Below are 24,620 nucleotides of genomic sequence, written 5' to 3' on the forward strand. Positions count from 1 at the left end.
ATATAGAAAAGCTTCAGAGGCTCAGCCTCACTTGCCCATCTTCTCAACCTGGCTCGCAAGCTTTGACTTGCGGTTTGCTGCCTGGTTCTTGTGGATGACACCCTTGGAGACGGCCACGTCAAGCTTGCGAGTTGCGACGCGCAGCTTCGCTTGTGCAACCTCAGCATCGCCAGCGACGATTGCTTCACGGGTCTTGCGAACGACGGTCTTCAGCTCAGACTTAACGGCCTGGTTGCGAAGACGGGCCTTCTCATTTGTGAGAACGCGCTTCTTCTGCGACTTGATGTTTGCCACTTGTTAACTCTTTCAACTCAATCGTCATAATGACGATAGATGTACATGGTCGGTGAGGGATATGCCATCGGCGGGACTGGGACAGTGGGGTGTCCGTGGAGTGCCTTTGGCTGGACCTACCACCCGACCAGGTGTGAAGTCCAAGGACTAACTGTACCAGAGTTATTGGTTTATCTCACGGATGGCTTGAACAACTTTTGTGAATCGTGCTGCATCGATGGAAGCGCCTTCGCGTCTGACTTGGTCCGGATGCACGCATAGCAATCGGTCGATCCGCACTTCTGAGGGGCGGCCTTTGGAGTCCCACTGGCCTGAGCCGATGTCCATCCATTCTGCTCCGTTCGACGCGACAGAATGGCCGCGCACGTTGTCCTTACTAGTCATTTGGGCGATTACGATGCATCTGGCGAACTTGGCTAGCACAAGTACCGGGCGATCCTTTCCAAGAGAGCGGTCCTCTGCATAAGGGACCCAGGTCCAGACAACTTCTCCTGGATCGGGATCGCTGTCGGCTTCCGGCCGGTACTCAAAACGCGGCAGGCCCAGACTTGCGACGTCGAAGACCTTTGGAATGTCGCCACGATGGGGTAGATCCGCCGAAGAACGCGCAACCTGCATCGGCTCTTGAGGTTGTCCAGAGCCAGGGGTGGCACCGGAGCCATATGTGGGCTCGGGGTGCACGGTGGCGGCCCTTTTGGCCAAGGATGCCTGCGAATGCGAAGTGGCAGGTGCCTTGTGGGCGCGCTTCATTTCGCTGTGGATGATGCTTCCCGCTATGCCGGCAATGCGTTTCATGATTCCCATTGACTACCTCTGATCGAACAACCAATATGGATCTCGCCTATTATTACCTATAGATGCGGTTGGGTGCTTGGCGTTTATCGTTCTTCGACGTCGGCGCCCGAAGGCATGTTTCATACCTTTCTTGGGATTTGAACTTTCGCCAGGATCTCAAATGAACGAATGGATATCGTGTGAGTGAGTCGGACAGCATTGATGATTTCCTCGCGGGTGCCTCCGATGGAAATACCCCGAAGAAGAAAACCAATGGAATCAAGGTGACTCTGCTTGTACTCACAGTAATTCTTGCGATGGTTGTGGGAACTGTGGCAACTCTGGCCTACTTCGCCAATCGCTCGGTGACCAACATGCAGGAGCTTGGCGATCCATTTGCCGAGCTGACTGACCGCCCAACTCGGGCCGCGACTACGGATGGCGAAGATGCCCCGGTCAACTTCCTCATTATGGGCTCAGATTCACGGATTTCCGCCGGAGATGTCAATGACTGGAAGTTCGGGGCGCAGCGCACCGATGCACTCATGTTGCTTCAGATCTCTGGAGATCGGCAACACATCGCCGTCATGTCTATCCCGCGTGACTCATGGGTGACAATCGATGGATTTGGCGAGGCAAAGATCAACGCGGCGTACTCTTACGGCGGCCCGGCCCTCACGATCAAGACTGTAGAGCAGCTTACGGGTGTTCATATTGACCACATTGCCGCAGTGGACTTCACAACCTTCGAGCAGCTGACCGACATCGTCGGGGGAGTGGATGTGTCCACCACCGATGGGACTCAGCACCTTAATGGCGCGGACGCCTTGAAGTTTGTTCGCGAACGCTACAGTTTGCCGCGAGGCGATTTCGATCGTGTGCGTCGCCAACAGCTATGGATGTCGGCTGTTATGAAGAAGGTGCTCTCTCAGGAAACCCTTTCCTCGCCAACCAAGATTATGGATATTCTCAACTCCATGAGCGAGTATGTTTCGTTTGATGATTCGCTCGGCATCACGGATCTCGTTTCGCTCGGGTCGTCGCTTCGTTCTCTGGACAAGGACAACATCATCATGTTTACCGCGCCGGTAGCGGGAACGGGCACCTCAGATAACGGGCAGTCAATTGTCAATCTGGATATGGATGCGCTGACGTCAGTGTCCAAGGCCTTCCAGACCGACACTGTCAGTTCATATGTTGCGCTCCACTCGGATTCCCTAGACACACTGACTTCGCGCCCGGTGGACTAGAGCGGATCTGGCGGATCGAGCTGGAAGCTGGCCGGAGCAATGGTGCGGGCAGACCTCCGCGCTGGACCAAGCTGTGCACGGCGCTGGTACTGGAAGTCGCGGAGCCACTTCTCAGGCTGCGGCGCCGCCTCCGAACTCTCAGAGCTCGCTGCCTCCTGCATCGGAGAAGAGAAGCTCAGTAAGCATAACGTGCACCTTTTCGACATGAGGAATATCGGGAAGCGGTAGCGGATCGTCTGCAGAAGTCTGCAGAATCAAGGTGCCGCATCCAAAGATTCGATCAGTGAATCCGTGCTCATATGACACATCGGAAATTCGAGACAGAGGAAGATCGTGGCCCGTCTTTGTTAGAACGCCCTTGCGAGTGATGAGCCTTCGATTCGTTATTGTGTAGGTGGCGAAGAGCCAGTTTAGCCAAGGCCACACGAACACGAAAACCAAGACCACCAACGCCACTGCCACAATTACAAAGGTGCTGACGGGCCGCCAGTCTTGTGGAGCAAACACCGCCCCCAACACTGCCGCAACGATCACCACCACGCTGCCAGCAATGTTCGGGAACAACGCCTTTAGATGGGTGCGCACATGCAGAATGACGTACTCATCTTTGCCAAGTAGCTTCGGTGAAAGTTTCATGGAGCCAATCGTGTCACACAATAGGTCAACTTGGATCGATCATCGCCCAGAATCTCAGGTTGACTAGCATCGTCAGGTTGACCGGCATCAGTTACGGAAGATCGCTGCGGACCTCAGACCACGGAGCTTAGGTATTCGCCGCGAGCCGTGTCTTTTCAAACGCGAGCCGTGTCTTTTCAAACGCGAGCCGTGTCTTTTCAAACGCGAGCCGTGTCTTTTCAAACGCGAGCCGTGTCTTTTCAAACGCGAGCCGTGTCTTTTCAAACGCGAGCCGTGTCATTTCACATGAGTGAGGTTGGAGCCTTCTACACCAATGAAATCAGCGCAACGATAGCGAAGAAGGTGCTTATGGGAATCGCAAGCATTGTTGCGATGGCACTGACCAGCGTCACTCGCAGATCAGGCTTGAGGTAGGGCGCATTGGCGGTGCCCCCGGCGGCGGCAACTGCGGCACGTTGGGCTGCCTCCACGCCCGGCATCCACGTCTCCCGGCGGTTGGAGGCTTGAATCTGCGCTTCGCGCTGGCGCTGGAGTTCAGGATCGGCGAGAGACGAATCAGATCGAGGAAGCTCGGTTCCGGATTCGTCCAGCACGATGACTTCTTGCCCGGTGGTATCGGAACTGTTGACGAACGACGTCGTCGTCCCGGCTGCGTTCGTGGACTTCCATTTTTCGACGGCTGTTTGAAGCTGGTGGCGCCGCCAACCGAAGAAGGCGGTGACAACGATCCCTAGGATTCCAAAGGCCAAAGGGAGCCATGACAATGGACCATCACTTCGTGCAAGCACGAGGTATCCAAGCCCTGTGGAGAGAAGGCTCGCGCCGGCTGCCACTTCGATCAGTGCGCGCCCCGGGGTTCGGGAGATTTGCTCGAAAATCGGGAGCAGGTCTTTGAGTCCGCCGTATCTCATGAACATGTTTCCAGTGAATCACCTGATACTGGGCATTAATAGAGAGTTCGTTTGCCGTTCGCTCCCGGCGCAGGGGCGCTCTTGTCTTCTGCGGTCCAACACTGCTTGGAGATGACTCACGATGCAGCAGGTTGCAGGGGAACTCCTATTCTCTGCGGTCCAACGCCCTTTGCAGATGGCTCGCGAACGTTGGCGCCCAGAGATTGTGGCGTGACGTGCGGCGGGTGCGGCGTGACGTGCGGCGGGTGCGGTGGGATTTGTTGCGGGTGCGGTGGGATTTGTTGCGGGTGTGGCGTGCCTCGCGGCAAGTGTGGTGGGAATCGCGATGAGCGGCTTCGGCGTGCAACCAACTACAATTGCAAGGACTATCCATAGAAGGAGTACCGTGCCCGTCTCAACACCAGCTGAGCAGAGTGCAATTCAGCCTGCTGCCACCCAGCCCGAGCTGATCCGCAACTTCTGCATCATCGCCCACATCGACCATGGCAAGTCGACGTTGGCTGATCGGATGTTGCAACTCACGGGAGTGGTGGATCCGCGCGCAATGCGTGATCAGTACCTCGACAGAATGGATATTGAACGCGAACGCGGCATCACGATTAAGTCGCAGGCCGTTCGCATGCCCTGGACTGTTGATGGCCAGGCATATGCGCTCAACATGATTGATACCCCGGGGCACGTTGATTTCTCGTATGAGGTCAACCGCTCGCTCGCGGCATGCGAAGGCGCAATCCTCTTAGTGGACGCCACTCAGGGAATTGAAGCGCAGACTCTGGCAAACCTGTACATGGCGCTAGAGAACGATTTGACCATCATCCCGGTTCTCAACAAGATTGATCTGCCTTCTGCTCAGCCTGAGAAGATTGCGGGCGAAGTCGCTTCGCTACTTGGCGTGGACCCATCGGAGTGCATCGCTGTTTCTGGAAAGACGGGCGAAGGCGTTGAAGCGCTTCTCAATCGAATCGTTGCCGAGGTAGCGCCTCCAGTTGGCGACCCAGAGGGCCGCACGCGTGCCATGATCTTTGATTCGGTGTATGACACCTACCGCGGAGTCATCACATATATCAGGGTGAAAGACGGCAAGCTTTCTCCTCGCGATCGTATTCAGATGATGTCAACGGGCGCGGTTCATGAACTCCTGGAGATCGGCGTTATCTCCCCGGAGCCAACTCCTTCGAAGGGGCTCGGCGTGGGGGAAGTGGGATACCTGATCACTGGTGTGAAGGACGTTCGCCAGTCGCGTGTGGGTGACACGGTGACTCTGCTTGCCAAGCCAGCTTCCGAAGCGCTCGCGGGATATAAAGACCCCATGCCTATGGTCTATTCGGGCATCTATCCGATCGACGGTTCGGATTACCCGGATCTGCGCGATGCTCTGGACAAACTCAAACTCAATGACGCGGCGCTACAGTACGAACCGGAGAACTCCGTGGCTTTGGGCTTCGGTTTCCGATGTGGCTTTCTTGGCCTTCTACATCTGGAGATCATTCGCGAACGTATTGAGCGCGAATTCAACATCGATATCATCGCCACCGCGCCATCCGTGGTGTATCGGGTCGTGACCGACGACGGCACCGAAGTCACGGTGACGAACCCTTCTGAGTTCCCAGATGGCAAGGCTTCCCATATCTTCGAACCCATCGTCAAAGCCACCTTGCTCACGCCATCCGATTACGTTGGAACCCTTATGGAGCTGTGCCAACAGCGCCGTGGAAGTTTGGATGGGATGGATTACATCTCTGAGGACCGCGTGGAGCTTCACTATGTCCTGCCGTTGGCGGAAGTTGTGACGGACTTCTTCGATCAGCTCAAGAGCCGCACCAAGGGGTACGCCTCCCTCGATTACGAGATGTCAGGCGAACAAGAAGCGGACCTCGTCAAAGTTGACCTTCTACTCAACCACGAACCGGTGGACGCCTTCAGCGCCATTGTCCACCGCGATGCCGCATTCTCTTACGGTTTGGAGATCACGAAGAAGCTGAAAGAACTCATTCCTCGCCAACAGTTTGAAATCCCGGTTCAGGCCGCGGTGGGTGCGCGAGTCATTGCCCGTGAAACCATCAAGGCCGTTCGCAAGGATGTTCTTGCCAAGTGCTATGGCGGAGACGTCTCTAGGAAGCGCAAACTGTTGGAGAAGCAAAAGGAGGGAAAGAAACGCATGAAGAACATCGGCCGGGTAGAAGTACCTCAGGAAGCCTTTGTTGCGGCTCTCACCTCGGATGCACCAACGGGTAAATAGAACGTTTCGCCAGGGGACAAGCAATGTATGAAGCAGAACTGAACCTTGCACGTCGCGCACTCGCAACCTATCAGCGGGTGTACGCAGAGACAGGATCCATCGCGATCACACGTCAGAAGCTTCCGGCCGATTTCGCTACGGAATCTGATGAGGCCATCGAGGCCGCAGTTACTGAGGTCTTGCGCGAGTCCGGAATCCCGATCCAAGGCGAAGAAGCAAGTGCCCACGAATCGTCGTCGACCCGATGGATCATTGACCCCATAGACGGCACGTTCAACTTTGCGATGGGTATTCCGTTGCATGGTTTCATCCTGTGCCTCGTGAGTGAAGACCAGCCGGTGCTCGGAGTGATGAATGCGGCGGGAGAGATCTTGGAAACCGTTGCGGGGCAGGGAACCACACTCGATGGAACCCGCGTCCAGACATCGAGTTCCGATGTGGCCACGGGTACTGTAAATGTCGGCGATTTCACAACGGCCTCTGATTCGCGGTATCCGAATGATCTGCGGTCCCGGATGCTCCATGTCCTGGGCACCAATACGTCTGGGCGAATCCGAATGGTGGGTTCCGCGGCGGTGGACCTAGCGTGGGTTGCCGCCGGACGTTCCGTGGCTTCGATCATCTACTCGAATCATCCGTGGGATACGGCGGCTGGGGTCCTTGCGGTTCGTGAGTCTGGTGGTGTTGCCTACGATCTTGAGGGCAACTCGTGGTCACTTGGCTCCACTTCGACCCTCACAGCGGCAAGTGATGCCGTTGCGGACCAGATCTTCGCGCTGGCGGACCTGGCGTTTTCCTGAGACCTTGGCGTGCACGAACCCCAGATGCTTTGAATCGCCAACAGATTCCGGCGCTGCCTATCTAGGTGGTTCACCCGGGTACGGGTGGCTTACGTTTCAGTTTTTGGCGGTTCGCTCACATGGTCGGCTCACCCGGGTACGGGTGGCTCACGTCTGCGAATAGGGCATTACATCACAGGTAGAATTGCGAGCCGTGACCACTACACAACCAGCACAAGACGCTCTGGACACAACCGGGGCGGAGCCCGTTCAAGCTCGATCGGCAGGGCAAGGCGAGCACGTGCGCTCCCGGATTAAGTCCTTTTCCCGCCGAGGTGGGCGAATGGTGCACCAGTATGAGGACCTCCTCGCAGATCAGGGTTCCGCGTACGTCATTGACCTTCCGCCTGGTGATACGCCGACGACGATTAGTGCCGACGCCGTTGTAGACCTCGCTTCCGAGTTTGGTCGAGTGGCACCGCTTGCTGTGGAGATTGGCCCGGGTTCAGGCGAGCAGATGGTGGATTTCGCTGGCAAGAACCCTGATTGGGATGTGCTGGCTGTGGAGGCTTGGCATCCAGGAGTGGCTCGCTGCGTAGCACACGCAGTCAAGGCAGGGGTCAGAAACGTGCGAATTGTCGAGGGCGATGCTGCGCAGCTTTTGCCTATCATCTTCGGCTTAACGGGTGCTGGTATCGACGATCCTGACGTCATTATTGAAGAACCTGGATCGGTAGACGCACATCTCCCCGGCAGTGCGAATGCTAGGGCACAGATGCTGTGGACCTTCTTTCCGGATCCATGGCGCAAGGCCCGCCATCGCAAGCGGCGTCTTGTGGCGCCTGCCTTTGCTGGAGTGGCGGCCGGCATCTTAGCTCCGGGCGGAGTATGGCGCCTTGCAACTGACTGGGACGACTACGCTTGGCAGATGCGCGACACTATTGAGGACTCGCCGTTCTTCACTAATGACTTTGCGGGTCAGCGCCCGGATGCGGCAGATCCAGAGCCCCACCGGGGCGGCTTCGCTCCGCGCTGGGATGGACGCCTCCTGACTCGTTTCGAAGAACGCGGCATTCAGGCTGGGCGCACTATCCACGATATTGCGGCGCGCCGGATCGATTGGGCCGCAGGCGAGGGAGCCACAGCAAGTCCCGTGACTTCATATGGGGTCCAAGAACAGGGATCGGCTCGCGGCGCCGTAGGATCGGATGCCTCCTGATGGCCGATCTTCCTGACGGTGTTCCAGTACCCGCAGACGGTTCGTTGCCGCAGCCTGACGTAACGGGAGGGTTTTCCGCTTATGTCCACATCCCCTTCTGCGCTGTCCGATGCGGGTATTGCGATTTCAACACCTACACGAACCTCGACTTCGGTCCGGGTGCCGGGGTGGCGGACTTCCCTGAATCCCTATCGCGCGAGATCGAGCTTTCCCGGCATGTACTGGTAACAGCCGATAACGGGCCAACGCTTGCAAACGTGTTCTTCGGAGGCGGTACCCCCACTATGCTTGATTCGGCTCAACTAGTGGCCGTTCTGCGCAATCTGGACCAGACGTTTGGGCTCAGACCTCATGCGGAGATCACAACGGAAGCCAACCCAGAGTCGGTAACGCGAGAGTCACTACACGAACTCGCCCGCGGAGGCTTTACTCGCGTTTCTTTTGGAATGCAGTCAGCGGTGCCACATGTGTTGAGCGTTCTTGACCGGCAACACACTCCTGGCCAAGTGGAGAAGGCTATGGCGTGGGCGCGCGAGGCGGGGTTGGATACCTCGCTAGACCTCATCTATGGAGCTCCGGGCGAATCTGATGCTGACTGGGAGGCCTCACTGCAAGCCGCATTGGCATTGGAACCGGATCACATCAGTGCTTATGCACTGACGGTGGAGCCAAACACTCGGATGGGCGGCCAAGTGCGGCGCGGCGAGATCTCGCTGCCAGACCCAGATACGCAAGCGGATCGATACGAACGCGCCGCAGAGGTGCTCGAGGATGCCGGATACGGTTGGTACGAGATCTCGAACTGGTCAAAGCCCGGCCACCAATGCCGGCACAACATGGCCTATTGGCAGGATGCCAACTGGTGGGGATATGGGCCTGGGGCACACTCGCACATCAACGGCACGCGCTTCTGGAACGTCAAACACCCACTCGCTTATGCGCAGGCCCTGCAAGCAGGACGAACTCCCGCTGCTGCTCGCGAGCTGTTGAGCCCAACGGAGAAGGCTGAAGAGCACGTCATGCTCGGCATTCGGCTCCGGTCAGGCATCGAGGTTCCTGAGTGGGTCAAGGGCTCTGTGGTCCCTCAACTCATAGCCGATGAGCTGGTGGACCCGTCCGCTGCGCTGCGCGGACGGCTTGAGTTGACTCTCAAGGGCCGCCTTCTAGCCGATACCGTCACCCGCGTGCTCATGCCGTGAACCACGAAGCAGGGGTGCGCCCTGAAGGCTCGCGTCCATCCTTTTCATGCCTCGCTTGGCATCACTGCGTGCCGTCAGTGACGAAGTCAATCAGTTCCTCCATGCGCCCCAATAGGCTCGGTTCGAGGTCCTTGTAGGAGTCCACGCGGCTGAGAATCCGCGCCCATCCGATACCAATATCTTCGGCGTCCTTATGCGGCCACCCGATCCGGCGAAGTGTGCCAACCTTTATGTCCTCGTTTCGAGGTACATCCGGCCACGCCGGAATCCCCACAACCGCCGGTTTGACTGCTTGCCACACGTCCACGTAGGGATGTCCTAGGACTAAGACACCGGAGAAATGGGCAACCTTCGCCGCGATTCGCGACTCTTTTGAACCGGGAATCAGGTGGTCCACAAGCACACCGGCGCGGCGCGTCGTCGTCGGACCAAACTGAGCCACAACCTCTTCAAGATGGTCCACGCCCAGAAGCTCCTCAACAACCACGCCCTCCAGCGCCAGATCTTCACCCCAGACCTTTGCAACCAACTCGGCGTCATGCTTTCCCTCTACCCAGATTCTGGACTCGCGGGCCACGCGTGCGCGGGCGTTCACGTGCAGCGAACCTGAAGCGGTGAGGGTTCGCCCAGCAACCTTCTTCGGTCCGCGTTGAGCGCCCGGCACCGAGCGGGCGCCATTGCCTCCAAGCGCAGCCGCGGACAAGGTTAGTTCGACGGGCCGCCCGTCGATCCAGTAACCGCGCCCGAATGGGAAGGATCGGCGAAAACCCTTGCGATCCTCCAACTCAAACTGCCAATTCCCTGCCACTTTGCCGATCCGCACAACCTCACCAACGAATCCGGTCTGGACGTCCTCGATGATCATGCCGCGTTCCAGCGCCACCTTCTTCGATTCAGGGTTGTGGGCGAATTGACCCACGCGATGGGGGTTCGAAGCGAGCACGTCTTGGCCATAGCGGTCAGAGGGGCGGGTGTTGTTGTCCGATGTCACCTTCATAGGGTAGGCGTTGAATGACCACCGGCGTAGGATTGGCACTCGAATACGTCGAGTGCTACGTTGCGAAAGGTCCGGGCGGGGCGCGAGACGGGGAAGTGAGGAGATAACGATGAGCGGCGAGCGGCGTACAAGAGTTCTGGACGCAATCGTGCGTGACTACGTCTCCACACGTGAGCCGGTGGGCTCCCGCTCTCTAGTAGAGCGCCACCAGCTGGGTGTCTCCCCGGCAACGATTCGTAATGACATGGCTGTACTCGAGGAAGCAGGCCTCATTCAGCAGCCGCACACATCTGCTGGGCGCATTCCTACCGATCACGGGTACCGAAGCTTCGTGGATTCACTACACGACATCAAGCCACTTTCTGTTCCCGAACGCCGTGCGATCGAACGACTTCTCGAGGGAGCAATGGATTTCGACGAGGTTGTTGCGCGCGCTGTGCGCCTCCTTGCCAACATCACCCACCAGGTCGCAGTAGTTCAGTATCCGTCCCTTAAAAAGGTATCCTTGCGCCACATCGAACTCATCCCGGCTGGCGAGCGGCACATTATTCTGGTCATCATTACCGAGGCCGGAAGGGTGGAGCAGCGCACTCTCATGACAAGCTCACCGGTCAAGTCGGTAGATGTGGATGAGCTCGCAAAGGTTCTCAACAATGAATCGGTCGGCAAGCCTGGCACGGATCTAGACCTATCCACAAACGTTGTTGAAGCCGCTCCAGCACACATGCGCGAACTTGCTCAAACCGTTTGCGACGTCATCTCAGGCATCTTGCTGGCTGAAGGCGAAGATCGAATTGTCATGGCGGGTACAGCAAACCTCTCGCGTCATTCAGTCGACTTTGCCAAGACCATTTCCCCGGTGCTTGAGGCTTTGGAAGAGCATGTGATTCTGCTTCGATTGCTGACTCGGATGCGCGAAGGCGTCTCTGTCTCGATCGGCGAGGAGAACAAGCATGAGGGTCTAACCGAAGCTTCGGTGGTTTCCTCCACTTACGGGGTCTCGGACCGATCAGTTGCCCGTGTTGGCGTGGTGGGGCCCACCCGTATGGATTACCCCGGAACAATGGCTGCGGTGTATGCCGTTGCCGAATACCTTTCAGATATTTTGACCGGACGCTGAGACCGTCCGCCCAATCCATCCAATCCAAGAAGAGAGACCGTGGCTGATTACTACGCAACGCTAGGCGTTTCCCGTGATGCATCGCAGGACGAGATCAAGAAGGCTTATCGCAAGCTCGCTCGAAAGCTGCACCCTGATGTTGCTGGACCCGACAAAGCTGAAGAGTTCAAATCGGTAAACGAGGCCTATGACATTCTGTCGAATGAAGAACAGCGCCGCATGTATGACATGGGAGGCGAGGAAGCACTCCGCGGAGGTGGCGCGGGTGGCGGATATGGTGCCTTCCAAGACATCTTCGATTCGTTCTTTGGGGGTATGGGTGGTACCGCAAATCGCGGTCCTGTGCCGCGCGGACGCCGTGGCCAGGACACTCTTGTAGCGTTGGAGTTGGAACTCGAAGACGTAGTGTTCGGCGCAGATAAGATGATCTCGCAGAATCTTGCTGTGGAGTGCCAGGTGTGCCACGGCAGCTGTGCTGAACCAGGCACAGAACCAATCACCTGTGCACAGTGCAACGGCACGGGATCGATTCAGCGAGTCACCAACTCCATTCTTGGTCGCGTGGTCTCTCAGTCCGTATGCCCCACCTGCCATGGCCATGGCACGGTGATTGTCACCCCGTGTCACGAGTGTGCTGGCGAGGGCCGAGTCCGGGCAAATAAGACCATCAATATTAAGGTTCCTGCGGGTGTTGAGGATGGCATGCGCATCCGTTTGACTGGTCAAGGAGATGCGGGCATCGAGGGTGGTCCTGCAGGAGACCTCTTCGCTGAAGTCCGCTTGCGCCAGCACCCGGTGTTCCAGCGCAGCGGAGATGATCTCATTTGTGAGCTTCAAGTTCCGATGACCACCGCTTCATTGGGTACATCCGTCACGATCGATACCCTCGATGGCCCTAAGGACATCACCATCCCTGCAGGCACGCAGTCTGGCCACGTTGTGATCTTGTCTGGCTTTGGTGTTGGCCGTCTACACCGCCCGGGACGTGGCGATCTGCGCGTGGGTATCGCAGTCAAGACTCCATCGAAGATCGACGAAGCCCAGCGCGAACTCCTTGAGAAACTCGCGCAGTTGCGCGGCGAGAACATTCCCACGGCTTCGCTCACACAGCAGAACTCGTCCTTCTTCTCAAAGATTCGCGACAAGTTCGCGGCCAAGTGAGAACACATGACCTTTCCTGTCTACCTTGACACTTCGTTGGACCGCGCGCAGTGTGGCGACCTCCTGACCCTCGCGGGTGAGGAGGGCCATCATGCTGCGGCGGTGCGGCGCTCGCGGCCTGGTGAGACCATTGACGTGGTCAACGGCAGAGGATTGCGCGCCCGATGCGAAGTGAGAGCTGTGGGCAAACACATGCTTGATCTAGCGGTACGCGAGATCTCGCAGGAATCTGCCGATTTCCCGCACATCACGCTCGTACAGGCACTCGCCAAGGGCGGGCGCGATGAGCAAGCGGTGGAATCGTCAACAGAGTATGGCGTGGCTACGGTAGTGCCGTGGGAGTCAGAGCGGTGCATCGCCTCGTGGCGTGGCAAGGAAGAGAAAGGCCGGGCACGGTGGGAAGCCACCGCCCGAGCAGCTGCCAAGCAATCACGAAGGTCCTGGCTGCCAATAGTCGAAGATGCGGTTTCCACTAAGGCGCTTGTGAACAAGGTTCGCGCTGTGCGCGAGGCTGGCGGACTGGTATTTGTGTGCCACGAAGAGGCATCCACCATTCTGGCCGATGTACTGCGAGGCTCTTTCGATGCCCCTTCGCAAGTCTGGATCGTGGTGGGTCCTGAAGGTGGGATAACCCCCAGTGAAGTGACGGCACTGGATGCAGCTGGAGCTCAGACTGTGCTGCTTGCACCGCACGTGCTCCGCTCTGCGAGTGCTGGGCCGTACGCAATTGCGGTCATAGCAGCCTTGTGCGGCTCATCGAGCACGTCAGTGCCTATAGACTAGGACGTAATGACTGACACCTCAGAATCCGACGAAGTCAAGCGAACCATCATTGTTCCTGAGCGGGTGGACATGATCCATTTGCTTGGGCATCGCGATCAGGTTCTACGCGCCTTGGAACGCGGGCTCGCACCCGTTCGAATCCACGTGATTGGGCACCAGATTTCTTTATCCGGCCCGGAGAACACCGTTGAGCTAGCAGACACGTTGCTCGGAGAACTCATCGACGTCGCCACAGATGGGGAACAACTCACAGCGGACGCGGTGGAACGGGCAATTTCTATCCTTAAGGCGGGCGTAGCGCGCCCGTCTGCTCTCATGACAACTGACATCCTCTCCACCCGGGGCAAGACTATCCGGCCTAAGACGCTAGGCCAGAAGGTCTACGTGGACGCCATCGATGAGCATGCGATCACGTTTGGAATTGGCCCAGCTGGTACGGGAAAGACGTATCTTGCTGTGGCAAAGGCCGTCGTCGCCCTTCAAAAGAAGGAAGTCTCGCGAATCATCTTGACCCGTCCGGCAGTCGAAGCGGGGGAGTCACTCGGATTCCTGCCGGGCTCGCTTTCGGAGAAGATCGACCCGTATCTGCGGCCCTTGTATGACGCGATGTATGACATGCTCGATCCGGATTCAATCCCCAAGTTAATCGCCGCCGGAACGATCGAAGTGGCGCCGCTGGCCTACATGCGCGGCCGCACGCTCAATGACGCTTTCGTCATACTTGATGAGGCTCAGAACACGACCCCGGAACAGATGAAGATGTTCCTTACGCGTCTGGGATTTGGCGCCAAGATGGTCATCACGGGTGACGTGACGCAAGTGGATCTTCCCGGGCGAACTACTTCGGGCCTCATTCTGGTTCGGCGGATCTTGCGGGATACCCCGGGAATAAAGTTTGTGGAGTTGGGTTCAGCTGATGTGGTTCGGCACAAGTTGGTCGCCGAGATCATTGATGCATATGCACGGTGGAATGAAGCTGAGGAAGATATCCAACAAGGATATGTTGGAAGGAAGAGGAGTCCGCGGTGAGCATCGAAGTGAATGACGAATCGGGCTTTGAACCGGCCACAGACCTGAGTGAGGTTTCGCGGCTTGCAACGTATGTTCTAGATCAGATGAGGGTGCATCCCCAAGCAGAACTCAACGTGATACTTGTTGATGAAACTGCCATTGAACAGCTTCACATCGAGTGGATGGATTTGGATGGGCCAACAGATGTCCTGTCATTCCCGATGGATGAGCTTCGCCCCGCACCCATCAATGAGGAACCCAAGGAGGGCATGCTCGGAGATATAGTGGTGTGCCCGCAGGTCGCTGCACAGCAGGCTATTAAGGCAGGCCATTCGGCCGCGGAGGAGATCCTCTTGCTGGTAACTCATGGAATCCTCCATCTGCTTGGATATGATCACGCTGAGGAAGAAGAACGCAAAGAGATGTTCAATCTTCAGCGCCAACTTCTCCTAACCTTCTTGGCTTCACGCGGCGGTCCTGTTACCGACGTGGCTCCGACTATCGAGTGATGCAGTTCCTTAGGAATCAACTGACCGATGCGAGCTATCGCCCCATCCACCTAACAACAGAGAGTTAATGAACACATCCGACTTACCCACCGCCGCACTGATCGTTGCGGCGCTTGTGTTTCTCGTATTGAATGCATTGTGTACCGCAGGGGTGGCCGCCCTGGGACGAATCACGCGCACTGAGGCTGCTGAGGCCTTTGCACGCGGCGCGCACGGTGGCCTGCGAATTGTGAAGATTGTGGCCAAGCGCCCAGCTGCCTTGGCCGCATTGTCTGTGGTTCGATTCGTGTGCATTTCTGGTTTCGCTGGGAGTACCACGCTTGCCTTGGCAGGATTCCTTTCCCAGTGGTGGTACGTGGTTCTCACTTTTGCCGCCGTGGTGGTGATGGCGCTCGTGATCGACGCACTCATCGCTCCTGGCACATCGGGGGTTCGGCGCCCTGTCACGGTGCTGGGGTGGGCGTCGCGTCCACTCTTAGCTATGACAAACGTGATGGGTGTGGTGGTGCGTGAGAAGGAGCAGACTCCTGAGGAATCGGAGCAGCTCCAAGAGGACCAGTTGGCCCTTATGGTCGAAAGGGTTTCGGAGTCCGAGGCTCTGGACGACGACGAACGTGAGCTCCTCCAGTCGGTATTTGATTTGGGCCATACTCTGACTCGCGAGGTGATGGTTCCGCGTATGGACATGATTTCCATACGGTTCGATCAGAGCTTTGACAAGGCCATTTCGTTGTTCTCCCGCTCTGGGTTCTCGCGATTGCCTGTGACAGGGGAGAGTGTGGATGACCTGCGTGGCGTGGTCTACCTCAAAGACGTCATTCGGCGTATGCACCATCGAAATGATGCGTCTGACCTGACCGTAGCCGACATCATGCGAGAACCGCTGTTCGTACCTGAAACGAAGGTTGTGGACGAACTCATGCGCGAGATGCAGGCTGACCAGATCCACATTGCGATGGTTGTAGACGAGTATGGCGGCATCGCAGGGCTTGTCACTATTGAGGACCTCGTCGAGGAGATCGTTGGTGAGATCTCGGATGAACATGACAGAGCTGAACCAGAAGTCGAAGATTTGGGCGGTGGACACTATCGTGTTCCCGCGCGACTGCCGATTGATGAACTCGGTGAGCTCTTTGGTATTGAACTCGACGACGACGACGTCGATACGGCCGGTGGGCTCTTTGCAAAAGAACTTGGCCGGGTGCCCATCGCGGGATCCTATGCGGAGTTTTCCGGAATTAGGCTCGATGCCGAGAGATTTGAAGGGCGCCGGCGCCGCCTAACCACAATTGTTGCCTCGCAAAGCGTGGGCGTAGATAAGGAAGATGAACGCGATGAGTGAGTTGATGACGCAGTGGCCCGATGGGTTCCGGGCCGGATTTGCCTGCATTGTGGGGCGCCCCAATGCCGGCAAATCCACACTAACCAACGCACTGGTGGGCCAGAAGGTGACAATTACTTCTGCGCGCCCTGAAACCACGCGCCGCGTTATCCGGGCCATCGTGAACCGCGAAGATGGCCAGATCATTCTGGTTGACACTCCTGGTCTACATCGCCCGCGCACGCTCTTGGGCGAGCGGCTCAATGACATGGTTCGTGATTCGCTTTCTGACGTGGACGTAGTGGTGGTTTGCCTTCCTGCCGATGAACCAACAGGGAAGGGTGATCGTTTTCTGCTTGAGATGATCAAGGAGACCCGCACACCAGTAATCGCCGCGGTCACAAAGTCGGACAAGGTGACTCAACAACAACTTGCTGAACGTCTCATAGAGGTCTCCACAGAGGCGGACTTCGCTGAGATTGTTCCGGTCAGTGCGATCAATGGCGACCAAGTCGATGTACTGGCAGGTCTTCTGCTGGCTCGAATGCCTGACTCGCCACCGCTCTATCCTCGCGATGCCGTGACTGATGAATCTGAGGAAACTCTCATTGCGGAACTCATCCGGGAGGCAGCGCTTGAGGAACTGCGCGACGAACTCCCGCACTCAATCGCCGTGACGATTGAGGAGATTCTGGAAGAACCAGCGCGGGAGAAGGATCAGGATCAACGTCCTCTCATTCGAATCCATGCGAATCTGCATGTGGAACGCGATTCCCAGAAGGGAATTGTGATTGGACGAGGTGGTTCTAGGCTTCGTCAGATTGGTCAGGATTCCCGGCGTGGAATTCAGCGGTTGCTCGATACGCGCGTCTACCTCGACCTTCACGTCAAGGTGACAAAGGATTGGCAGCGTGACCCCAAGAAGTTGGGACGACTAGGGTTTTGAAGACAGGTGAAATGACGGAGCGGGAAGAGGATGTTGTCATATCCTCGGACCAGTTCACCGATACCGGAGCTGAAGCCTCCGTTGCAGGCAAGAGCCGAAATGGGATTCAAAGGTTCGCTTTGACGCACCCGCGCCTCTCATTGTGGATCGTGTTTGTGCTGGCTCTTGGCCTCTGGGGGTCTTGGGCCGGCCCCGGATGGAATCCTCAGCCCATGCGGTCTCTCATCGTTCCCGAGGCCTCGGACACCTCGATCACGACCAGTATCGACACGGCAGACGTGGGAACATACGCCGTCGAATCTACGGTTGTGACCATTACTCTTCGCGATGGCACTGATATTCCGGCGACTCTTCGGGCCCCGATTGGATTTGATGGGCTTGCGCCGGGAATGCTGTTCATTCATGGCACTGGCACAAGTTCGTACAGGTCGTTCACTGAAGAAGCCACAGACATCGCGTCCGCAGGTATTGTCACGCTGGTTCCAGAGAAGCGTACCGATGATTACACGGCCACTCACCGCGACTACGAAGAGCTCGCGTTGGATTTCGAAGACGCTTTTGAATACCTAGTCAATCAGGCTGGCGTGGACCCGCATCGGTCCGGCCTCTACGGTGTTTCCGAGGGTTGCTTCATTGCGCCAATCGTTGCCACTGCGCGCGACGACGTCAGCTTGGTCGTTCTTGTTTCTGCTCCCGTCTTGCCGATTCGCGAACAGGGAGCCCTCGCAGCGGATACTTATCTGCGTAACCTTGGAGTTCCTGACCGTCTGCTTCAGGCAATTCCACGCCTGATCGGTCAGGATTTCGGTTCGGGTACTTTCGATTACATCGACTTTGACGTCTCCACATATCAGCGGCAGATGACCATGCCGATACTCATGCTTTACGGCACTGGTGACATGTCGATGCCCACCATCCAAGGCCCGCTCATCTTGCGTGATGACCTGGCCGAGGCGGGAAACACTGACCTCACTCTGCGGTACTACGACGGCGCCGATCATGGTCTGAAAGTGGACAAGGTCCTCGACAGGAACGCGATGCAAGATATCGCTGATTGGGTTAATGACCTGCCCTTCACGGCCGACGCATCGCCGCGCGTTGCAGGCGCTCAGCCCAATCAGAGCTATGTGGCAAGTACGCCTGGACGCCCACACTGGTTCGCATCAGGCACCACCGCGATTGCGATCCTCGCAATTGGATTGATTGCCACTGTCATCACTATTCCTTTGAGCGCGTTGAGCTTTGTGCGCCGTAAGGGCCGCAGGCCGTTCGACTTGCGCGGATGCGGCGGGCAACTGAACATAGCCTCTTTGGGCGTTCTATTGTCAGTTGTGGTTGCCGCGGGCTACGTGATGGCTGTAGCTGAACTCGCACTGTCCTACCAACAGAACAAGATTGTGGTGCAGGGCGGCTGGCTCATAGCAGAGATCGTAGCTCTGCTTGCTGCGTGGTTGGTGGTGCGCTTTGCCTTCAAGTGTTGGCGCGAATACAGACGATGCCGCGAAAGCGATGAAGGACGGATGAGTCGCGCGGCAAGTGCAATCCAAATCTTTGCAATTCTCGGTCAAGTGACCTTGCTTCTGGCAGTGGCGTACTGGGGATTCTTCCCCTCCATCATGTAGTCCATTCGTTGTTATTGGTTTGTTATAGCGTCTGCGCTGTGTCGTAGAGTTGCATCCATGATGCGAAAGCTCACTGCCGCGGGGGTGACTGACGTCGGGCGGACCCGTCAGCAGAATGAAGACCGCCTCCTTGTTCAGCCTCCCCTCGTCCTCGTCGCAGATGGCATGGGTGGCCACGCCCTTGGAGATACGGCTGCCCAAGCCGTGGTTGACGCGTTTGCCCGGCCCAACTGGCAAGAGCTGAGGGCTGACACGAGTCGTATCCAAGAGCTCACGCGATGCGCCTCCTCAGCCCACGAAGAGATCCTGCGACTTTCCCAAACGGTGACGGGGACACGTGGTGACGGCGCCGTCGTCGGCGCAACTGTGGCGGGAGCACTACTGTGCGCGGACAACCTCCACTGGCTGGTGTTCCACGCCGGAGATTCTAGGGCATACTTGTGGCGCAACAATGCACTCACCCAGATCACAACGGATCATTCATATGTCCAAGCCCTCGTCGATTCCGGAGCCATTTCACGAGCAGAGGCACGCAGTCATCCCCAGCGCAACATCGTGTTGCGGGCCATTGGTTCGCGCGGTGATAACACTTTGGAATTCCAGACCAACGGCGCACAACCTGGAGACGTGATTCTCGTATGCTCCGATGGCTTGACGGACGGGGTAACGGACGCGGAGATCGCCAAGACACTGCGAGAACTGTCTAGCGAAACACTTCAAGCACAGGCCTATGGTCTGCGAGATGTTGCACTTTCTCACGGTGGGCATGACAATATCAGCGCAGCATTGTTAAAGATCGGAGAACAGGCATGAGCCTATCGTTGGAGTTTTGCGGCGAATGGTTTTCAGTAGATCCCAACGAAGCCTTTATCATCGGGCGTGAAGGCCCACTACGGATTGAAGACAACCCCTACTTACACCGGCGCTTCCTAGCGATCTCATGCGCCGATGGTTTGTGGTGGATGGAGAACGTCGGTTCACGTCTGTCGGCCACGGTCGCAGACTCAGAGGGTGCCACGCAGGCCTACTTACAGCCGGGTGCCCGACTCCCTTTGGTTTATGCAAGTACCAACATCATCTTCACAGCTGGGCCAACCACCTATGAGATGCAGCTTCTTAACGACACCCCTGCATACACGCCAACTGGCGTCACTGATTCTACTGATGCGGGGGAGACCACGATCGGCCCGATCGAACTGACTCCGTCTCAGCTTCTCCTTGTGCTTGCACTTGCCGAACCAGTGCTGACCGGTCGCGGCACGACCTCGTCGATCCCTTCCTCTCAGGTTGCTGCGAAACGTCTGGGCTGGCCCATCACACGGTTCAACAGAAAACTGGACCATGTGTGTGAACGCCTAACACGCTACGGCGTCCGCGGCCTTCACGGCGGTCCAGAGAAGCTGGCGGTTAATCGCCGCGCTCGCTTGGTAGAGCATGCGGTAGCCACGCGTCTAGTAACCTCTGATGATTTGTTCAAGCTCGACGATCCCAGTTCATACGACGACTCTTCAGTCTGATGGACGAATCGAAGAGTTCTTTCGACAGCACAGTGATCTGGAGTGGTGAAGATCCGGGCGCGATAGCCTATGCCGAATCGGTCAGTATCTCCGGGAGCTGGGGCTTGCAGGCACTGGGAATCGAATCTGCCCACCGCCGCGGGGAATCCAAGGCGCCTGCACCGCAGTTAGACGACTTCGAGTTTGTTGCCTACCTCGGCTCCGGCGGATTCTCAGACGTGTACTTGTATGAAGAACAGCTTCCCAGACGCATGGTGGCAATCAAGGTGCTATCCACCCGTTCGCTGGAGAACTTTGGGACATCCTCACAGTTCCGCGGCGAGGTGGACCTCATGGCACAGGTGTCCGGGCATCCCTCTGTGGTTTCGATCTTCGACGCGAACATTGCGGCCTCTGGCCAGCCGTATCTAGTTATGCAGTACTGCCCACTACCATCCTTGGCCGAACGGATAGCTGCGGACGAGTGCACATGGGAAGAGACGCTACGGCTGGGAGTTCAGATATCCGCAGCCGCACACTCTGCACATCTCATGGGAATTGCGCATTACGATATCAAGCCATCGAACATTCTTTACTCTGCCTTCAACCGGCCATTGCTTTCCGATTTCGGTATCGCAAGCCTCGTGGGAGCCACGGCCAAGGAGGTCTTGGGCGCCTCACTACCGTGGGCGGCACCGGAAGTCCTCCGGGGATCGGGAGCTGCCCCAGTGGCAGATATCTATTCATTAGGGGCCACTGTGTACACGGCCTGCACCGGTCACGAACCGCTTCCAATCGTCACCGGGATGACGCGCCGGGAGTACATCCATAAGGTGCTCAGCGGTGGGGTGGCGCGCCTAGCGGACTGCGAGGATTTCGCGGTTCCAGCCGGGGTTTCAGACACTGCCGCAACGGCACTGTGCGACGCCGTCGACCAGGCGATGCAGCCTGATCCGCGCAACCGCACCGAGTCGGCAGCAGAGTTTGCCAGAGCACTGCAGAGGGTTCAAGCTGCGATGGGCCTCCCCGTCACTGAACTGGAGATCCCACAGACCTCGGAGTAGGGAGGACCAGGTGGGCGCTGTGTCCGGCTGGGTGAGGGCGGTGGCCAGATAGGTGGACGCGGTGGCCAGCTACGTGGGCGCGGAGATCAGCGAGTCCGGCGGACCACCATTTCCAACTGAACCGGTCACGATTCTTCGCCAATTCGTGGCGTTTTTAGCAAAACTCGCCCGAAGCGCCTATGGTGTAACCATGCGCATGGCAAGCCTCCTGCTTATCTGCCGCGACGGGGCCCGTTAGGACCGGCTCCCCGGCGCGGGTACTTGTGATGCCGGTCTTCCCTTGAAAGCCCAACAGGAGAGACCATGAAGACACAGCGCAATACCAATAATCAGCAGCCGTCGGGAATGCCATTTGGCAAGTATCAGAGCTTCCTTGACCGCAATCCGGTCTGGCTCCCGGACCGCACGTGGCCAGACAAGCGCATCACAAAGGCACCTCGCTGGTTGTCCACCGACCTGCGTGACGGTAACCAATCACTTATCGAGCCGATGGATCCAGCGCGCAAGCGCAAAATGTTCGACCTGCTCATTTCGCTCGGATTCAAGGAGATTGAGGTTGGATTCCCTGCAGCTTCGCAGGCCGACTTCGATTTTTGCCGCGATCTGGTTGAGGATGACGCCATTCCCGACGACGTGACGATCTCAGTTCTCACGCAGTCACGGCCTGAAATCATTCACCGTACGATCGACGCGATCGATGGTATGCCACGTGCTTCCGTCCATCTGTACAACGCAACCTCACCCTTGTTCCGCCGCGTGGTGTTCCACAATGACAAAGAGGCGACCCTTGCACTGGCCGTTTCGGGCGCGCAAGACGTGGTCTCCTATATGGAGAAGACCCTTCCAGATAGCACCATTGCCGGTTTCGAGTATTCGCCAGAATTCTTCGTGGATACCGAATCTGACTTCGCGCTGGCGGTTTGCGAAGCCGTCATGGATGTGTGGCAGCCAGGGCCTGATCGGGAGATCATCTTGAATCTGCCCACCACGGTGGAACGCTGCACGCCGAATGTGTATGCGGACCAAATCGAGTATTTCTGCCGAAACCTCACCCGGCGTGAGTATGCTGTGATCTCTGCGCACAATCACAATGATCGTGGCACGGGAGTGGCAACAACTGAGTTGGCGCTGCTTGCCGGAGCCGATCGGGTGGAAGGATGCCTGTTCGGGCATGGCGAGCGCACTGGAAACGTCGATCTGATCACCGTTGCTCTCAATCTGTTCAGCCAAGGCATCGATCCTCAACTCAAGTTGGATGATATCGATTCGGTGCGCCGCACGGTGGAGTACTGCACCAGCATGGATGTACCTGCGCGCGCGCCGTACGGCGGCGATCTCGTATACACGTCGTTCTCCGGTTCGCACCAAGATGCCATCAAGAAGGGCTTTGCCGTTCGCAAGACGGCGGTTGCAGCCGCAGGTGGTGACGAGAACGCAGTGTCATGGGACGTTCCCTATTTGCCTGTTGATCCAAAGGACGTTGGCCGTTCCTACGAGGCCGTTGTGCGTGTCAACTCACAATCAGGCAAGGGCGGGGTGGCCTACCTCATGTCCACCACTCGACACCTCGATCTGCCCCGTAGGCTCCAACTCGAACTCTCCCAGATCATCCAGCGCCATACCGATCGGTTTGGCGGTGAAATCACTGCGGAGCAGCTTTGGCAGATCTTTGTGGATGAGTACCTGCCATATACAGCCGCAGATGGATTGCGCCCATGGGGTAAGTACCGCTTGCTCTCCACCACACTCAGCTCCGGTGATGAGGGCGAGCACTCTGATCTCTCGGCAGTAATCCGTGAGTATGGCCCTGGCGATGAGCAGACAGACCATCTCATCTCTGCTCAAGGCAACGGTCCGATCGATGCCTTTGTGACCGCACTGCGCAGCCTTGATATCGCAATCTCGGTACTCGATTACGCAGAACATGCCCTCTCGGAGGGTGGCGATGCCACAGCAGCCGCATACGTTGAGTGCAACGTGGATGGCCAAGTGCTGTGGGGATGCGGCATAGATCCTTCAACTATGAAGGCAAGCTTCAAGGCAATTGTCTCAGCCGTGAATCGCGCGCTGCGTTGAGGTAGGGCGGCCACGGGCGGCACCGTCACTCTATTGTGGTGCCGCCCGTTGTAGCTCTCTGATAGCTGCCGCCCGGTGCGGCCTCCAATTTGCTGGCCGTGAGCGGCCGTTCGGCGTGCATCTCTGCGCGCATGTGCGCCACAACTGCATCGAGTGAGCCGGCGTTGGCAGAAGCAACTTTGAGGAAGCGTTGATATGCTGCGCCTTCATGGCAGATCTCATAGATCCCAGCAAGATCATCCACACACCCAAGCTTCTGGGCCACAGGCTCGAGGGCGGCTATTGTGCTGCTAAGGGTGTCCTTAACATGTTCCTCGTTGCCATGTTCGTCAGTGATGAGGATGGCATCCATGCCATATCGCGCCGAGCGCCACTTGTTCTCATACACGAACCATTCCGGCATGGATGGAAGGGTGTGGCCAGCGTCGAGTTCGCTCGAATAGAGGTCCACCAGACAATGGATGAGTGCTGCGATGGCTCGCAGTTCTAGTGTATTGGTGTTCGCGTCGCACACGCGCACTTCAAGAGTTCCCCAACCAGGCGAGGGCCGCACGTCCCATCGCACCTCATTGAAGTGGTCAATGGTTCCTGTCTTCATCATGCCGGCCGCATATGTTTCCAGCTGATCCCACGTGTCGAACTGATGTGGGGTGCCAGCGGTAGGGAGCTGCTGGAATACCATCGCTCGGTTGGATGCGTAACCTGTGTCATTCCTTCCCCAGAAGGGAGATGAAGCTGAGAGCGCCTGAATATGGTAGGCCCGGGTCATCATGGCGCGCAGGATAGGCAATACCTTGTCACGCCTATCGATTCCAACATGTACGTGGGTGCCAAAGAGCAGCATTTGACGGCCCCAGTATTGAGTTCGATTCACCAGCTCCTTGTAGCGTTCCTTGTCAGTGACTCGTTGGTAGCCGGGATTTGCGAATGGGTGTGAGCCAGCTGAACTCGGATCTATCCGAAGTGGGTCGGTGGCACTTCGTAGTGTGTCTAGGCCTCGCGTGATGTCACTCATGCACCCTCCGATGGTGTGGTGCACGCCCGAGGTCAACTCGATCGTGTTGAGTAGCATTTCGCTTTGGATAAAGGACTTTCCTTCCAGTTGCTCCATAATGTATGCAGCGCTCTGGCGTAGGTCGTTTGAGTCACGATCGATGAGTTGGAGTTCCCATTCGATTCCAACGGTTGACTGTTCTGAGTGTGCGAAGTCCAC

25 protein-coding genes are annotated in these 24,620 nt (G+C 57.4%); 17 read left to right on the forward strand and 8 right to left on the reverse strand.

Annotated elements, in window-relative coordinates; translation table 11 throughout:
- Window positions 1–27: 27 nt before the first annotated feature.
- Both rpsT and H2O17_RS05395 read right to left on the reverse strand, forming a co-directional pair.
- Window positions 28–294: a 30S ribosomal protein S20 gene (gene rpsT, locus H2O17_RS05390; protein WP_182050780.1), complete on the reverse strand. Its 267-nt coding sequence runs from the start codon at window positions 292–294 to the stop codon at window positions 28–30.
- Between the two features lie 162 nt (window positions 295–456).
- A complete protein-coding gene (locus H2O17_RS05395; protein WP_246311336.1) occupies window positions 457–1,089 on the reverse strand; it encodes a type II toxin-antitoxin system PemK/MazF family toxin in 633 nt (210 codons plus the stop codon).
- Window positions 1,090–1,268: 179 nt separating this feature from the next.
- On the opposite strand from H2O17_RS05395, the gene H2O17_RS05400 reads away from it, so the two are divergent.
- Complete coding sequence (locus H2O17_RS05400; protein WP_182050781.1) at window positions 1,269–2,318, forward strand: LCP family protein; 1,050 nt, start codon at window positions 1,269–1,271, stop codon at window positions 2,316–2,318.
- On the opposite strand, the gene H2O17_RS05405 is transcribed toward H2O17_RS05400, so the two are convergent.
- From H2O17_RS05405 to H2O17_RS05420, 4 genes are all read right to left on the reverse strand, one after another.
- Window positions 2,315–2,479, reverse strand: a complete 165-nt coding sequence (locus H2O17_RS05405) for a hypothetical protein (protein WP_182050782.1) — start codon at window positions 2,477–2,479, stop codon at window positions 2,315–2,317. The two genes, H2O17_RS05400 and H2O17_RS05405, sit on opposite strands and share 4 nt — an antisense overlap.
- Complete coding sequence (locus H2O17_RS05410; protein WP_182050783.1) at window positions 2,457–2,954, reverse strand: PH domain-containing protein; 498 nt, start codon at window positions 2,952–2,954, stop codon at window positions 2,457–2,459. Before H2O17_RS05410 ends, H2O17_RS05405 begins: the two co-directional genes overlap by 23 nt.
- A 127-nt stretch (window positions 2,955–3,081) precedes the next feature.
- Window positions 3,082–3,234 (reverse strand): hypothetical protein, encoded by a 153-nt coding sequence (locus tag H2O17_RS05415; protein ID WP_182050784.1) that lies wholly within the window; start codon window positions 3,232–3,234, stop codon window positions 3,082–3,084.
- Window positions 3,235–3,259: 25 nt separating this feature from the next.
- Entirely contained in the window at window positions 3,260–3,865 is a 606-nt protein-coding gene (locus H2O17_RS05420; protein WP_182050785.1) for a hypothetical protein, read from the reverse strand.
- Window positions 3,866–4,250: 385 nt separating this feature from the next.
- Here H2O17_RS05420 and lepA point away from each other — a divergent pair, with 385 nt between their 5' ends.
- The 4 genes from lepA to hemW all read left to right on the forward strand — a co-directional run bounded on the left by lepA (window position 4,251) and on the right by hemW (window position 9,301).
- Entirely contained in the window at window positions 4,251–6,104 is a 1,854-nt protein-coding gene (lepA, locus tag H2O17_RS05425) for a translation elongation factor 4 (RefSeq protein WP_246311337.1), read from the forward strand.
- Window positions 6,105–6,127: 23 nt separating this feature from the next.
- Window positions 6,128–6,904 carry an inositol monophosphatase family protein gene (locus H2O17_RS05430; RefSeq protein ID WP_182050786.1) on the forward strand — a complete coding sequence of 259 codons (777 nt, stop codon included), beginning with the start codon at window positions 6,128–6,130 and terminating at the stop codon, window positions 6,902–6,904.
- Window positions 6,905–7,097: 193 nt separating this feature from the next.
- Complete coding sequence (trmB, locus tag H2O17_RS05435; RefSeq protein WP_246311338.1) at window positions 7,098–8,102, forward strand: tRNA (guanine(46)-N(7))-methyltransferase TrmB; 1,005 nt, start codon at window positions 7,098–7,100, stop codon at window positions 8,100–8,102.
- Window positions 8,102–9,301 carry a radical SAM family heme chaperone HemW gene (gene hemW / locus H2O17_RS05440; protein ID WP_182050787.1) on the forward strand — a complete coding sequence of 400 codons (1,200 nt, stop codon included), beginning with the start codon at window positions 8,102–8,104 and terminating at the stop codon, window positions 9,299–9,301. Before trmB ends, hemW begins: the two co-directional genes overlap by 1 nt.
- Before the next feature lie 61 nt (window positions 9,302–9,362).
- Here hemW and H2O17_RS05445 read toward each other — a convergent pair whose 3' ends face one another.
- A complete protein-coding gene (locus H2O17_RS05445; RefSeq protein ID WP_182050955.1) occupies window positions 9,363–10,298 on the reverse strand; it encodes a DUF3097 family protein in 936 nt (311 codons plus the stop codon).
- Window positions 10,299–10,407: 109 nt separating this feature from the next.
- Here H2O17_RS05445 and hrcA point away from each other — a divergent pair, with 109 nt between their 5' ends.
- From hrcA to leuA, 12 genes are all read left to right on the forward strand, one after another.
- Window positions 10,408–11,418 (forward strand): heat-inducible transcriptional repressor HrcA, encoded by a 1,011-nt coding sequence (gene hrcA / locus H2O17_RS05450; protein ID WP_182050788.1) that lies wholly within the window; start codon window positions 10,408–10,410, stop codon window positions 11,416–11,418.
- A gap of 39 nt (window positions 11,419–11,457) precedes the next feature.
- Complete coding sequence (gene dnaJ / locus H2O17_RS05455; RefSeq protein WP_182050789.1) at window positions 11,458–12,579, forward strand: molecular chaperone DnaJ; 1,122 nt, start codon at window positions 11,458–11,460, stop codon at window positions 12,577–12,579.
- 6 nt (window positions 12,580–12,585) lie between these two features.
- Window positions 12,586–13,362 carry a 16S rRNA (uracil(1498)-N(3))-methyltransferase gene (locus H2O17_RS05460; protein WP_182050790.1) on the forward strand — a complete coding sequence of 259 codons (777 nt, stop codon included), beginning with the start codon at window positions 12,586–12,588 and terminating at the stop codon, window positions 13,360–13,362.
- A gap of 6 nt (window positions 13,363–13,368) precedes the next feature.
- The gene (locus H2O17_RS05465; protein ID WP_182050791.1) at window positions 13,369–14,391 is read left to right on the forward strand and encodes a PhoH family protein; all 1,023 of its coding nucleotides are present in this window, start codon (window positions 13,369–13,371) and stop codon (window positions 14,389–14,391) included.
- Window positions 14,388–14,882 (forward strand): rRNA maturation RNase YbeY, encoded by a 495-nt coding sequence (gene ybeY, locus H2O17_RS05470; RefSeq protein WP_182050792.1) that lies wholly within the window; start codon window positions 14,388–14,390, stop codon window positions 14,880–14,882. Before H2O17_RS05465 ends, ybeY begins: the two co-directional genes overlap by 4 nt.
- Window positions 14,883–14,949: 67 nt before the next feature.
- Window positions 14,950–16,224: a hemolysin family protein gene (locus H2O17_RS05475; RefSeq protein ID WP_182050793.1), complete on the forward strand. Its 1,275-nt coding sequence runs from the start codon at window positions 14,950–14,952 to the stop codon at window positions 16,222–16,224.
- Entirely contained in the window at window positions 16,217–17,149 is a 933-nt protein-coding gene (gene era / locus H2O17_RS05480; RefSeq protein ID WP_246311340.1) for a GTPase Era, read from the forward strand. The genes H2O17_RS05475 and era overlap by 8 nt, the downstream gene beginning before the upstream one ends.
- Before the next feature lie 11 nt (window positions 17,150–17,160).
- Window positions 17,161–18,771, forward strand: a complete 1,611-nt coding sequence (locus tag H2O17_RS05485; protein WP_182050794.1) for an alpha/beta hydrolase family protein — start codon at window positions 17,161–17,163, stop codon at window positions 18,769–18,771.
- A 57-nt stretch (window positions 18,772–18,828) separates the two neighbouring features.
- Window positions 18,829–19,584, forward strand: a complete 756-nt coding sequence (locus tag H2O17_RS05490; RefSeq protein ID WP_182050795.1) for a PP2C family protein-serine/threonine phosphatase — start codon at window positions 18,829–18,831, stop codon at window positions 19,582–19,584.
- Entirely contained in the window at window positions 19,581–20,288 is a 708-nt protein-coding gene (locus H2O17_RS05495) for a hypothetical protein (RefSeq protein WP_182050796.1), read from the forward strand. The genes H2O17_RS05490 and H2O17_RS05495 overlap by 4 nt, the downstream gene beginning before the upstream one ends.
- The gene (locus H2O17_RS05500; protein WP_182050797.1) at window positions 20,288–21,331 is read left to right on the forward strand and encodes a serine/threonine-protein kinase; all 1,044 of its coding nucleotides are present in this window, start codon (window positions 20,288–20,290) and stop codon (window positions 21,329–21,331) included. The genes H2O17_RS05495 and H2O17_RS05500 overlap by 1 nt, the downstream gene beginning before the upstream one ends.
- 303 nt (window positions 21,332–21,634) lie before the next feature.
- Window positions 21,635–23,407, forward strand: coding sequence for a 2-isopropylmalate synthase (gene leuA, locus H2O17_RS05505; protein WP_246311341.1), 1,773 nt, complete (start codon window positions 21,635–21,637; stop codon window positions 23,405–23,407).
- Between the two features lie 25 nt (window positions 23,408–23,432).
- On the opposite strand, the gene H2O17_RS05510 is transcribed toward leuA, so the two are convergent.
- A complete protein-coding gene (locus H2O17_RS05510) occupies window positions 23,433–24,620 on the reverse strand; it encodes a glutamate--cysteine ligase (protein ID WP_246311342.1) in 1,188 nt (395 codons plus the stop codon).

It is taken from the genome of Changpingibacter yushuensis (genome assembly GCF_014041995.1).
In the GTDB taxonomy this organism is placed as follows: Bacteria; Actinomycetota; Actinomycetes; order Actinomycetales; family Actinomycetaceae; genus Changpingibacter; species Changpingibacter yushuensis.